The organism is Evtepia sp. (genome assembly GCF_056797215.1).
In genome coordinates this window covers 1-12,768 of sequence record NZ_JBQILM010000002.1, presented here as the reverse complement: position 1 = coordinate 12,768, position 12,768 = coordinate 1, and the positions used below count along the sequence as shown (strand labels likewise).

Below are 12,768 nucleotides of genomic sequence, written 5' to 3'. Positions count from 1 at the left end.
ATTGGATGAAAACCAAAAGGCATTACATCTCCCTGGCCGCAGGCTGGGGCCTGTTGATCCTCTTTGCCGCACTGCTCTTCTCCTTCCCAGCGGAGAGCGCGGCAGCGGCCCGCAAGGGCATCAAGCTCTGCCTGGAACTGCTGATCCCCTCCCTGTTCCCCTTCTTTGTCCTCTCCTCCCTATTGATATCCACCGGACTGGCCGGGCTGTGTGCCCGTCCCCTAGGGAAGCTCATGTCCCCCCTCTTCGGGGTGGGTGGCTCTGGGGCGGCGGCATTGATCCTGGGGGCTGTGGGAGGTTACCCTGTAGGGGCCCGAACCCTAGCCCAGTTGGTGGAGCGGGGGGAGTGCGCCCCAGGGGAGGCCCAACGGCTGGCTCTCTTTTGCAACAACTGTGGCCCGGCCTTTTTCATCGGCGCGGCAGGGGCGGGGGTGTTCGGCTCCAAAGAGACTGGGTTCCTTATGCTGGGGGCCAATTTTCTGGCCGCTGTGCTCATGGGGCTCTTTCTGCGGGTGGTTCACGGCCAAGCCGTTGGAGAAAATCACAAGGGCTCTGACAGCACACCCCTGTCCTCCCTCTCCGTCCAGCTCCCGGAATGCGTCCGCAGCTCCTTTGCCTCTACCCTCAATGTCTGCGCCTATGTGATCCTCTTCTCCATCCTCACCGCCCTGGCAGACTGCTCTGGCCTGCTGCCCCGTCTGACCCAGGCCCTGGCCACCCTGCTGCCCCTAGAGCAGGCGGACACCCTATGCCGCAGCTTTCTAGTGGGGCTGTTGGAGCTCTCCACCGGGACTTCCGCCCTGGGAGACGCCGTGGTCTCCCCCGCCGCCCTACCCCTGGCCGCCTTTATCCTGGGCTGGGGGGGCCTGTCTGTCCACTGCCAGTCCCTTCCCTTCTGGCGGAAAGCCCAGGTACCTCCCGGCCCCTACCTACGGGCCAAGCTGATTCAAGGCCTACTCAGCGCGGTGCTGACAGCCGCAGGGGCTGCCCTGTTCCCCCTCACCCTGCCAGTGATGGCCCCGGCCGCCGTGACCTTGGCCGCGCCGGAGCTCCTTGGACAGGAAATCCTGGCCCTCTGGGCCTTGTCCGGCGCGTATTTTTTCTACTCCCTCCCCCAAAAGGGTAGAAAAAAAAGCAGAAAAGGGCTATACTGAATACAAATGACCCGTTGGGAGGACCCACCATGCTGTTTTCCAAAAAAATCGAGCCCCGCTGCTCCTATTGCCAGCGGGGACGGGTGCTGGACGACGAAAGCATCCTATGTGTCAAGCAGGGCATCACCGCCCCAGACCGCGCCTGCCCCGCTTTCCGCTACGACCCCCTGAAGCGGGTGCCGCCCCGGCCGGTGGCACCGGATTTCAGCCGGTTGAAAGAGGAAGATTTTCAGCTATAGGCCAAAGGCCGCCTGTTTCGGGCGGCCTTTGGTAATTTTATTCTGTTTTATTCCCCACAGCATCCGCCGGTGGAAACCTTACTGTAATGGTGGTCCCCTGCCCGATGGTACTGTCCACTGCAATGCTCGCCCTGTGTATCCTCGCCGCATGCTTTACGATAGACAACCCCAGCCCTGTACCACCCACCTCTTTGGAGCGGCTTTTATCCACCCGGTAAAAGCGTTCAAAAATACGGTCACAGTCCTGAGGCGCAATCCCGATTCCTGTGTCGCTGACAGAAAGGCAGATCTCCCCGTTGCAGCTTTCCACCCTGACCTTCGTCTCACCCTTCTCCCGGTTATACTTGATGGCATTTTCACAGAGGTTGTAGACAATGCTGTAAAGAAGCTGCGGGACCCCCAGCAGTTGCGCCGGGGCACCGGAGAGCTCCAGCCGTACCTGCGCCACCTGCGCCTCTGGCTCCAGGCTGCTGACCACCGTTTCCGCCATCTGGTAGAGGTCCACCCGCTCCCTGGCCATCCCTTCCGCCCCCTCGTCCAGCCGGGACAAGCTCATGATATCCTCCACCAGATGCACCAGGCGCTGGGTCTCCTCATAAATCCGCCCTGCAAACGGTAGGATGTCCGCCTCCTTCACCACCCCGTTTTTCATCAGTTCCGCATAGCCGGAGATGGCGTGGAGGGGTGTTTTCAGCTCATGGGACACATTGGCCGTGAACGCCCGGCGCTGCTGCTCCGCCCGCTCCTTCTCTGTCACATCGAAGAAGAACAGCGCCACCCCCATGGGTGCCCCCTCGGAAAGGATCGGGTTGGCACCTAGCTGGTAGCTGCCCCCGTCCAATACCATGCGCCCCTCCCCTGGCTTACCCTCTAAGGCAGCGGCAATAAGCGCTTGTAGCTCTGGCCACTGGTCCAGGGCCCCCACCCCACCAGCGCCTTGGCTTGCCAACAATTTCTGCGCCGCCGGGTTCATGCTGACCACATTCCCCTGCTGGTTGAGCAGGATCATCCCCTCGTTCATACTGCCGACAATGGTGTCAAGCTCCTGCTTTTGCCGCTTCAATTCCAATCCCTGGTGGCGAAGCTGCCGTTGCTGGCTATCAATGCGCCGGAGAAGGGGGGCGATTTCTCCGTAACCCTGGTTGGACAGGGGGGCATCCAAATTGATGTCATTGAGGGGCGCAACAATTTTCCGAGAGAGCCGAACCGCAAAGAACACAGAGAGGAGGAGAGCCACCGCAAAGACGATACAAATGGGCTGTGCCATCCCCAAAAACAGCAGAAAAATCGAGCTCTGGGTACCGGACAGGCGCAGGACTGTCCCGTCAGGCAGGCGCTGGGCGCAGTAGAGCAGACGGTCCATCAGGGTATCCGAATAGCGCCTGCTGCTCCCATAGCCCTCTGCCATGGCTTGGGCCACCTCTTCCCGCTCCAAATGGTTCGTCATTTCCTTTCTGTCCGATTCGCTGTCATACAGGACAGAGCCGTCGGCAGCGATCCAGGTGATGCGGTAGTTTTCCAGGGGGAGGCCCTTGAAGTAATCGCTGCCCTCGTGGGCAACCCCCTGGGCAGCCAGGCTTGTCTGTATTCTCAACTGCGCCTGCTGGACGTTGGAAAAATGGGCATATAAAACCCCCATAATCAAGGCCAGGCACGCAAAGAACACCCCCAGAGCCACCAGGCAAATAGAGCGAAAAATTCGTTTCGTCATCGTTCCCCATCCATCCGGTATCCCACCCCACGGACGGTCTCCACATAGCTTCCGCACTTCCCCAGTTTGGTACGCAGGGTGGCAATGTGTACATCTACTGTCCGTGTCTCCCCGGTATAGCCCACTCCCCACACCGACGCAAGAAGCTGGCTGCGGGTAAAGACCCGCCCCAGGTTTTCCAGGAAGGTCAGCAGCAGTTGGAATTCCTTTAAGGTGAGCTGTACCCGCTCCCCAGCAGACAGGACGCTGTGCTGTTCCAAATTCACTTCCAGTTCCCCCACCCGCAGGCACTGGGGCGCCGTCCTGGGCCTTGTCCGCCGCAGAACTGCCCGGATACGGGACACCATCTCCATCATCCCAAAGGGCTTGGCCAGATAATCATCCGCCCCCAGGTCCAGCCCGATCACCTTGTCATACTCCGCCCCCTTGGCTGTAGCCATGATGACGGGGATCTCCGCCGTCTCCCTCTGGGCCCGAAGCCGCTTTAGGATAGAGAGCCCGTCCTCCCCAGGCAGCATGATGTCCAGGAGGATCAAATCCGGCACCTGGGCACCCAGGCCCTGAAACAGCGCTTCCCCATGGGGAAAGCCCTTCCCCTCAAAACCCGCCGATTGCAGGGCGTATAGCATCAGCTCCCGGATGGAGCTGTCGTCCTCTACGCAAAAGATCATGCACATCCTCCCCTCTTCACTTCATTCCAACGCATATTTTTCCGCATACTGTTGAAAGGCCTCCACAAACGCCTGGTTGCCGCTTTTCACCGCCCGCAAGGTCTCATGGATTTTCAAGCTGTGCCGGGCCGTATCCAACACGCAGCCAGCAATGTTGGAGCAGTGATCCGAGCTACGCTCCAAGTTCGTGAGCAGGTCCGCCCATACAAAGCCCGCCGCGATGCTGCACTTCCCCTCCTGCATCCGCAGGATGTGCCGGGTGCGCAGGCGCTCCTTCAGCTCGTCAATGACCTCCTCTAGGGGCTCCACCTGGGCGGCAGCAGCCAAGTCATCCTGGGTAAAGGCCCGCAGAGTCAAGCCCATGATCTCCCGGATTGCCGCCGCCATGGTCTGGTACTCCCGATAGGCCTCCTCACTGAGGGTCAGCTTCTTCCCCCGCAGTTCCTCTGCCAACTCCAGGATGTTCACCCCATGGTCTGAGATGCGCTCCAGGTCCCCAATGGTTTTCAGCAGCTTTGTGGCCTCCTCGCTGTCGTTTTCGCTGAGCTTTTGTCCGCTGAGCTTGACCAAATAGGTCCCCAAGCTGTCCTCAAACTGGTCGCACAGGGCCTCGTTGCGGCGGATACGCTCCCCCTGCTCCCGGCTATTGTCTGGAAAGGCATCCAGCGCGTCCTCCAACGCCGCCACCGCCCGGCAAGCCATTTCTGTAGCTGCCACCCGGCACTGCTGCAGGGCCAGGGGCGGCACAGCCAGCAGTCGTTCATCCAGCTCCACAGTAGTGGACAGCTCTTCCCCGTCTCGGATCACCGCCACAGCCAACTTTTCCAGGAGGGAGGACAGGGGCATGAGCAACAGTACACACAGGACATTGAACACACTGTGAACCACAGCGATGCCAAAGCCGTTCACCGGCTCTTGCAAGCTTGGCGGGGACAAGGTCAGCTTCACAAGCACGAACACGCCCAGCAAGGCCAAGGAGCCGATGAGGTTGAAGGCCAGGTGGACGAAAGCCGCCCGTTTGGCGTTTTTCCCCGCCCCGATGGCAGACAGCAGCGCCGTGACGCAGGTGCCGATGTTCTGCCCCATGATGATGGGCAGTGCCGTCCCGTAAGTCACCTGCCCTGTCATGGACAGCGCTTGAAGTATCCCCACAGAGGCCGAGCTGGACTGGATCAGCGCCGTGAGCAGCGCCCCCACCAGCAAGCCCAACAGTGGGTTTTGGAAGAGAAGAAACAGCTCCCGGAAAGCGGGTACCTGGGCCAGTCCACTCACCGCCGTGGACATGGTCTCCATCCCGGTCATCAGCGTGGAGAAACCCAGGAGGATTACCCCGATATCCTTCCTCTCCGCCCCCTTGGTAAACAGGTAGAGGATGATTCCCACCAGGGCCAGCAAGGGTGTGAAGGAGGCCGGCTTGAGCATTTGCAGCCAGAAGCTGCTGCCGTCAATGCCCGCCAGGGCCAGGAGCCAGCTGGTCACCGTAGTCCCCACGTTGGCCCCCATAATCACGTAAATCGCCTGGCGCAGGCTCATGAGCCCCGAGTTGACAAAGCCCACTACCATCACTGTGGTGGCGGAGGAGCTTTGGATCAGCGCCGTGACGGCGCAGCCAGTGAGAAAACCGGTAAACCTCCCGTTGGTCAGCTTGGCCAGGATCGCCTTGAGCTGATTCCCCGCCCGGCGCTCCAGGGCTTGGCCCATTAAATTCATGCCGAACAGGAAGAGACACAGCCCACCCAGCATTTTCAATCCGTCAAAAACATCCATGTTTTGCACCTCATTCTCTCATAGTCTTTTTTACAAATCAAGACTAACAGATAAAAATCAAGTCGGCCACCATGCTTATGTAAAATCGGTGCAAAATCCTATACAAACGGCGCACACCCAGAGGGATCTGGATGTGCGCCGTTTGCTGCAACAACTGTGGTTTTATCGGACCGTATAGCCCCCCCGCACCAGCAGAGTCACGCTGGAATCTGCCTTGACGCTTTGGGAGGAGGCCGTCACCATATACAGGTGGTTTTCCGTTAGGGCGCCGCCGTCCAGAGGGGTGCCGGCGGTGGTGTCCAGCAGGCCGCCGGTGGTGGTGGCACCCCCGGAGCGGAGCATGATCTCCCCGCCGATCTGGGGGAAGAAGGTCTGCCCGGCGGACAGTTCCACCACTGCATAGGCCCCGGTGGTGCTGCCGTTCTCCTGCTTCCCGGCCGCCGCGATCTTTTCATCCAGCTTCTTCTCGTATGTATCCTGGGCGTTCTGGATCTTCTCCTCCGTCTGGGAGAGGATGGCCTTGGTGAAGCCCTCCTTCAAATAACCCAGGGTCACCAAGGGGTTGTCCGAGGTGCCCACAGCCGCCAGGGCGGTGACGCCTCCGGTGAGCAGCACTGCCGTCAGGCCAAGGGCCAAAATGCGTTTTTTCCATTCCATGGTTGACTCCTCCATGTCGTCGGTATCTTTGGTGGTTGCTTACTTGACGGGCGCTCCCGGCAGGAACATTGTGCCGGGATTGCCCGTACCAAATGAGGTCCAGTCAGACGAGAGTATCTGGATGCAGACCAAAGCTCACAGCGATGGCGGCGTCCACCCGATGCATCACCGGGCCATCCACCCGGCCCATGTGCTCCCGGAGCCGCTTCTTGTCCAGGGTGCGGATCTGCTCCAAGAGGATCACGGAATCCTTGGGCAGGCCGTACTGCCGGGCCGCCAGCTCAATATGGGTGGGCAGCTTCGCCTTCCCCGTCTGGGAGGTGATGGCCGCCGCAATGACGGTGGGGCTGTGGCGGTTGCCTGTGTCGTTCTGCACGATGAGCACAGGGCGCACACCCCCTTGCTCACTGCCCACCACGGGGCTCAGGTCAGCATAAAAGATATCTCCACGCTTTACGCTATTATCCACAAAACTCACACTCCGCCGGAAGGATAGATCCTACGTCACTGAGAGGCAAGCCTCCTATGTAACGCGGTCACTATGATTCTCCCACGGAGGGGCGGTCTTTATACCCGCAGACGGGAAAAAACCACCCTGGCCGGCACGGTGCGCCGTGCCTCTCCCCTCGCATCATCCTATGCCCGAGGGGCTTTTTCGGGAACTGTGTCGTATCGCGCCTGTTTCACAGGTAAACCCTGGGGATGCGCTTGGTGATGGTCACCAGCAATTCGTAAGAAATCGTGGCAGGGGGCAGGCTGGCCGCCATCTCCACCGACTGTTCCCCCTTCCCATCGCTGCCGTAGAGGATGGCCACGCTGCCCTCCTCCACCTCCGGGATATCCGTCACGTCTACCATGCACATATCCATGCACACCCGCCCCAGGATGGGGGCCTTTTGGCCGTCAAAGAGGACGGAGAGCTGGTTGGAGAAGGCCCGGCGGTAGCCGTCCCCATAGCCCACAGGAAGCACCGCCAGGCGGGAATCCCGGGCCAAGGTAAAGGTCCCGCCATAGCTCACCTGGGCCCCGGCGGGGACCTGGCGGACGGTACCCACCCGGCTCTTCAGCTCCAATACCGGCTGCAAATCGCACAGGCCGGGGTCCATGGACACATCGGGCAGGTGGCCGTAGAGGACGATGCCTGGCCGCACCATGTCCAGGTAGGTGGCAGGATAGAGGAGGGTGGCCGCGCTGTTGGCGCAGTGGCGCAGGGAGAAGGTATAGCCCAGGGCCTTTACCTTCTCAATGATGGCCAGGAAGCGGTCAAACTGGACCATGGTGGCCTCCTCGCTGGTGTCACTCTGGGCAAAGTGGGTGAAGATGCCCTCGGCCTTTAGGCCGGGGAGCTTCACCGCCTCTAGGATTTCCCGGGCGCTGCGGTCCTGGCAATCCTCCTGGCACAGGAAGCCCAGACGGGTCATCCCTGTGTCGCACTGGATGTGGATACACAGCTCCCCCCCGCCCTTCTGCACCTGGGCGGAAAGGGCCTTGGCGTATTCCAAATCGTAGCAGGCCTGGGTAATGTTGTACTGCACCAGTTCCCCGGCGTAGAGAGCGGGGGTACAGCCAAGGATCAGGATGGGCAGCTTGAGCCCCGCCTCCCGCAGCTCAATGGCCTCGTCCAAGCTGGCCACCCCCAGATAGTCCGCCCCCAGCTCTTCCAGCTTCTTGGCCATGGGGACTGCCCCGTGCCCGTAGCCGTCCGCCTTCACCAGGCCCATGAACTTGGTGCCATAGGGGGTCAAGCCCCGGAGGGCGTGGTAGTTGTGGGCCAGCTTTTCCATGGACACCTCTGCCCAGGTCCGTCTCATTTGTGTATTCATACTACGCTTCGGTTCCTTTCTCTTCTAAAGTAGGTTGTATCAAGGCAAAGGAGGGGAAGCCGCAGCGCACCACCGTGTAGCCGTCACTGCGCAGCTCCCCTTGGCGCAGGCTACCCCCCTCCTTATCAAACCAGAGTACCGTTTCCATCCCCTGCCCGGGGTTTCTGTCCGGCTCCCGGAACACCAGGCGAAGCACCTCCGTCTCCCCCATCCACTCGCTCCCAGACTCCGCCAGGTAGCCAGTCTGCATGGCGGCCACAAAGGCGGGCAGGGCGTCCAGCGGGGAAAGGCCCTCCTGGTTCAGGGGCCCGGTTTCCAAGGCCACGCCGTCAAATTCCAAGGCGGTCTGCCCCTGGGCGATGTGGGCGGTAATCCCCGCCACCTCCTCCGGGGCGGTGAGCACCAGGTTCATGCCGCCGTTGCCGTCGCCGGAAAATTCCACCGTATATTCATACACCCGCTGGCCATAGTCCGCCGTGACCTCCATGGAGCCGGAACAGCTCTCCATAGAGAGAAACGCCTCCCGAAGGGCCAGGGTCTGCTGGTTGTCGCCGTTCTCCCCGCCGCAGCCACACAGGAGCGCGGCGAGAAGCAGGGCTGTCATTGGTACCCATGTCCATAGTTTACCCAAAGGGCTCCCCTCCTGTTTCCAGTGGGGCCGTCAGTCCATACACCGCTGGATGGCGGCGGGGATGCGGTCCAGCAAATCCCCTGGGGTCATGCCGTATTCCCCCAATTCCTCTGCCGCCAAATCCCCAGCCCTTCCGTGGAGCCACACCGCCGCCGGGACGGCCTGCTTCGGCGGGAGGCCCTGGCCCAGCAGGGACAGGATCATCCCCGCCAGAACGTCGCCGCTGCCCCCCTTGGCCATGCCAGGGTTGCCGGTGGTGTTGACAAAGCTGTCCCCATCGGGGAAAGCCGTGATGGTCCGATGGCCTTTCAGCACCAAAACGCAGCCGTACTGGCGGGCAAATGCCACCGCAGCACCCTCCCGGTCGGGGCCAATGCCCTTCCCCCGCGTCAGCCGGAGAAACTCCCCGTCGTGAGGGGTCAGCACCGTCAGCCGGCCGCGTCTGGCGTCCAGAACATCTATATGCTCACTGACGGCGTTTATGCCGTCGGCATCCAGCACCAGGGGGGGCTGCACCCGTTCCACCAGGTGGAGGGTACGCACATCGGTCTTGCGGCTGCGGCCCAGGCCGGGGCCAATCAACACCGCGTCGCAGCCATTCATTTTTTCCAACAGCGCAGGGAAGGGCGGTACAGGGGCAGGCATGGATTCCAGGCACTTCACCGCCAGCACCGGCCAAATGTCCGCCGGCACCGAGAGGGACACCAAGCCCGAGCCAGTGCGCACCGCCGCCTGGGACGCCAAGGCCGGCGCACCGGTGAATCCCACCGCCCCCGCCAGGATATGGACCTTGCCAAAGGTCCCCTTATGGCCCTCCGGGTCCCGCCGGGGCAAACTGTCCCGGACAAAACCAGCCGTCACCTCTACCATAAACCCTCCCCCTTCCAGGACTGTCATTATACAAAGGCATTATACTGTTTTCTGTCTTGCTTTTCAAGCCTTTCTATGGTATAGTAAAAAAATCCAAGAATATGTGGCCTTGGGCTGCATACACGCAAAGACGCGATGAAGGGGAAAATAACGCAGTGAGGGCCTCAGAGAGGGACGGCCGCAGGCTGGAAGCCGTCCTGGATCACTCCGCGTTTGGTTCGCCCTGGAGCCCCGGCGGGGAAAGACGCCGGCGGTGGGCCCGCCGTTACTGGGCAGGAATGAAGTGCGCGCAGCCTCTGCGCGAAACTCGGGTGGTACCGCGGAAGTTTTGCCTTTCGTCCCGTTGCTGGGAGGAAGGGCTTTTTTGCGCACAAAAATGGGAGGATACAGGATGAAGGAACAACTGGAAAAAATCAAACAGGAGGCTTTGGCCGCACTCACCGCCACCAAGGAGAGCGCCGAACTGGAAGCCCTCCGGGTGAAGTATTTGGGCAAAAAGGGGGAGCTTACCGCTGTTTTGAAGCAGATGGGCAAGCTCTCCGCCGAGGAGCGCCCGGTGATTGGCCAGCTGGCCAACGACGTGCGGGAGCGCCTAGCCGCTGAGATCGAAACCCAGAAGAAAAAGCTGGAAGAGGTCCGCCTGGAAGCCCGGCTGAAGGCTGAGGCCCTGGATGTCACCATCCCCGGGAAGCGGCAGAAGCTTGGCCACCGGCACCCCATGTATATTGCCCTGGATGAGATCAAGGACATTTTCGTGGGCATGGGCTTCACCATCCTGGACGGCCCGGAGGTGGAGCTGGCCTATTACAACTTTGACCGCCTCAACGCCGAGGAGGGCCACCCCTCCCGGGACTGGTCCGACACCTTTTACTTTGACCAGGACAGCCGGGTCATGCTCCGCAGCCAGACCTCACCCATGCAGGTCCACGCCATGGAGACCAAGCCCCTGCCCATCCGCATCCTGGCCCCTGGCCGGGTGTACCGGAAGGACGAAGTGGACGCCACCCACTCCCCCATGTTCCACCAGGTGGAGGGGATGGTCATCGACAAGGGCGTCACCATGGCCGACTTGAAGGGCACCCTCAACGCCGTCATGGAACAGCTCTATGGCACAGGCACCAAGACCCGTTTCCGTCCCCACCACTTCCCCTTCACCGAGCCCTCCTGCGAGATGGACGTCCAGTGCCACAAGTGCGGCGGCGTGGGCTGCCCCACCTGTAAGGGCGAGGGCTGGATTGAAGTGCTGGGGGCCGGGATGATCCACCCCAAGGTATTGGAAATGTCCGGCATCGACCCAGAGGAATACTCCGGCTGGGCCTTTGGCATGGGGCTGGAACGTATGGCTATGCGGCGCTTTAAGATTTCCGACCTGCGGCTGATCTTTGAGAACGACGTCCGCTTCCTGGAACAATTTTAAGAGAGAGGAGAGAGAGTATGCTACTATCAAGAAAATGGCTGAATGAATTTGTGCCTGTGGACATCAACGACCACGACTTTGCCGAGGCGATGACCCTCTCCGGCTCTAAAGTAGAGATCACGGAAGTAGAGGGGGCGGAGGTCTCCAACGTGGTGGTCGGCCGGGTCACGGAGATCAAGCGCCACGAAAACTCCGACCACATGTGGATTTGCCAAGTGGACGTGGGTAGTGAGACGGTGCAGATCGTCACCGGCGCCCAGAACGTCTCCCAAGGGGACCTGGTCCCTGTGGCCAAGCACAACAGCACCCTCCCTGGCGATGTCCACATCAAAAAGGGCAAGCTCCGGGGGGAAACCTCCGACGGGATGCTCTGCTCCTACAAGGAATTGGGCATGACCGACAACGACTGGCCCCACAGCATCGTAGACGGGATTTTCCTCCTGGAATCTGACCCCGACCTGAAGGCCCGGGGCTTGCAGCCCGGGGACAATATCACCACCGCCATCGGCCTGGACGACCACGTGGTGGAATTTGAAATCACCCCCAACCGCCCGGACTGCCTCAGCGTCATGGGCCTGGCCCGGGAGGCCGCCGCCACCTTCCAAAAGCCCCTCACCCTCCACGAACCCCAGGTGAAAGGCGGCGGGAACGGCAATCTGACGGAATTGTTGGACGTGGAAACCCCCGCCCCGGACCTCTGCCCCCGCTACACCGCCCGTATGGTGCGCAACGTAAAGATTGGCCCCTCCCCCCTGTGGCTGCGGGAACGGCTGCGGGCCTCGGGGGTGCGTCCCATCAACAACATCGTGGATATCACCAACTATGTGATGCTGGAATATGGACAGCCCATGCACGCCTTTGACTACCGCTATGTGAAGGGCGGCAAGATCATTGTCCGCCGGGCGGAAAACGGCGAGAGCCTCACCACCCTGGACGGTAATGTGCGCCAGCTAAACGACTCCATGTTGGTGATTGCCGACGACACCCGCGCCGTGGGCCTGGCAGGCATCATGGGTGGCGAGAACAGCGAAATTGTAGACGATACCGTAGACGTGGTATTTGAGTCTGCCAACTTCAACGGCACCTGCATCCGCCGCACCGCCCTGGCCCTGGGGATGCGTACCGAGGCCTCCGCCAAGTTTGAAAAGGGCCTAGACATCCTGAACACCCTCCCCGCTGTCAACCGCGCCTGTGAGCTGGTGGAGCTGTTGGGGGCCGGGGAAGTCCTGGACGGCGTCATCGACATCTTAAACTTTGTCCCCCAGCCCAAGCAGTTGGAACTGCGTCCAGAGAAGATCAATGCCCTGTTGGGGACCCAGGTGGAGGCCGAAGAAATGCGCCGCATCCTGAAAACCTTGGACTTCGGTGTGGAGGGCGACACGGTCACCGTCCCCTCCTGGCGTGGAGACGTGGAGCACTACTCCGACCTGGCAGAGGAAGTGGCTCGCTTCTACGGCTACAACCAGATTCCCACCACCGCCATGGGGGGCCTCACCACCCAGGGGGGCTACAGCCAGGAGCAGCGCCTAGAGCAGGCCCTGGGCACTGCCTGCCGCAGCATGGGCTATGACGAAATCATCACCTATTCCTTCATCAGCCCCAGCTATTACGACAAAATCCGCCTGCCAGAGGACGCCCCCCAGCGCAAGTCTATGCGCATCTGCAATCCCCTGGGGGAGGACACCTCCATCCTGCGCACCACCGTCCTGCCCTCCATGCTGGAAATCCTCTCCCGGAACTACAACTACCGCAACAAGTCCGCCCGCCTCTATGAGCTGGGCCGCACCTACTGGGGCAGAGAGGACGGCATGGCCGATGAGCCCAAAAT

The 12,768-nt window shown here is 61.1% G+C and carries 12 protein-coding genes; 4 read left to right on the top strand and 8 right to left on the bottom strand.

The genetic code is table 11. The features are described from left to right. Nucleotides 1-5 precede the first annotated feature (5 nt). Both ACTOZL_RS00665 and ACTOZL_RS00660 read left to right on the top strand, forming a co-directional pair. Nucleotides 6-1,154: a nucleoside recognition domain-containing protein gene (locus ACTOZL_RS00665; RefSeq protein ID WP_482476112.1), complete on the top strand. Its 1,149-nt coding sequence runs from the start codon at nt 6-8 to the stop codon at nt 1,152-1,154. A gap of 29 nt (nt 1,155-1,183) precedes the next feature. Continuing rightward, nucleotides 1,184-1,393: a hypothetical protein gene (locus ACTOZL_RS00660; protein ID WP_482476111.1), complete on the top strand. Its 210-nt coding sequence runs from the start codon at nt 1,184-1,186 to the stop codon at nt 1,391-1,393. A 37-nt stretch (nt 1,394-1,430) separates the two neighbouring features. Here the strand turns inward: ACTOZL_RS00660 and ACTOZL_RS00655 are convergent, their stop codons facing one another. From ACTOZL_RS00655 to ACTOZL_RS00620, 8 genes are all read right to left on the bottom strand, one after another. Next, nucleotides 1,431-3,104: a sensor histidine kinase gene (locus ACTOZL_RS00655; RefSeq protein WP_482476110.1), complete on the bottom strand. Its 1,674-nt coding sequence runs from the start codon at nt 3,102-3,104 to the stop codon at nt 1,431-1,433. Continuing rightward, nucleotides 3,101-3,775 (bottom strand): winged helix-turn-helix domain-containing protein, encoded by a 675-nt coding sequence (locus ACTOZL_RS00650; protein ID WP_482476109.1) that lies wholly within the window; start codon nt 3,773-3,775, stop codon nt 3,101-3,103. The genes ACTOZL_RS00655 and ACTOZL_RS00650 overlap by 4 nt, the downstream gene beginning before the upstream one ends. A 21-nt stretch (nt 3,776-3,796) precedes the next feature. Then, nucleotides 3,797-5,542 carry a Na/Pi cotransporter family protein gene (locus ACTOZL_RS00645; RefSeq protein ID WP_482476108.1) on the bottom strand — a complete coding sequence of 582 codons (1,746 nt, stop codon included), beginning with the start codon at nt 5,540-5,542 and terminating at the stop codon, nt 3,797-3,799. 162 nt (nt 5,543-5,704) lie between these two features. Then, complete coding sequence (locus ACTOZL_RS00640) at nt 5,705-6,199, bottom strand: hypothetical protein (RefSeq protein ID WP_482476107.1); 495 nt, start codon at nt 6,197-6,199, stop codon at nt 5,705-5,707. Between the two features lie 103 nt (nt 6,200-6,302). Continuing rightward, nucleotides 6,303-6,668 (bottom strand): type II toxin-antitoxin system PemK/MazF family toxin, encoded by a 366-nt coding sequence (locus ACTOZL_RS00635; RefSeq protein WP_482476106.1) that lies wholly within the window; start codon nt 6,666-6,668, stop codon nt 6,303-6,305. Nucleotides 6,669-6,882: 214 nt separating this feature from the next. After that, the gene (gene alr, locus ACTOZL_RS00630) at nt 6,883-8,010 is read right to left on the bottom strand and encodes an alanine racemase (protein WP_482476105.1); all 1,128 of its coding nucleotides are present in this window, start codon (nt 8,008-8,010) and stop codon (nt 6,883-6,885) included. A 13-nt stretch (nt 8,011-8,023) separates the two neighbouring features. After that, entirely contained in the window at nt 8,024-8,653 is a 630-nt protein-coding gene (locus ACTOZL_RS00625) for a hypothetical protein (RefSeq protein WP_482476104.1), read from the bottom strand. A gap of 30 nt (nt 8,654-8,683) precedes the next feature. Then, entirely contained in the window at nt 8,684-9,523 is an 840-nt protein-coding gene (locus ACTOZL_RS00620; RefSeq protein WP_482476103.1) for an NAD(P)H-hydrate dehydratase, read from the bottom strand. A 391-nt stretch (nt 9,524-9,914) separates the two neighbouring features. Between ACTOZL_RS00620 and pheS the strand changes: the two genes are divergently transcribed. Further along, nucleotides 9,915-10,940 carry a phenylalanine--tRNA ligase subunit alpha gene (gene pheS, locus ACTOZL_RS00615; protein WP_482476102.1) on the top strand — a complete coding sequence of 342 codons (1,026 nt, stop codon included), beginning with the start codon at nt 9,915-9,917 and terminating at the stop codon, nt 10,938-10,940. Nucleotides 10,941-10,957: 17 nt separating this feature from the next. Next, nucleotides 10,958-12,768 (top strand): phenylalanine--tRNA ligase subunit beta (gene pheT / locus ACTOZL_RS00610; RefSeq protein WP_482476101.1); only part of this gene is annotated, 1,811 nt, incomplete at its 3' end.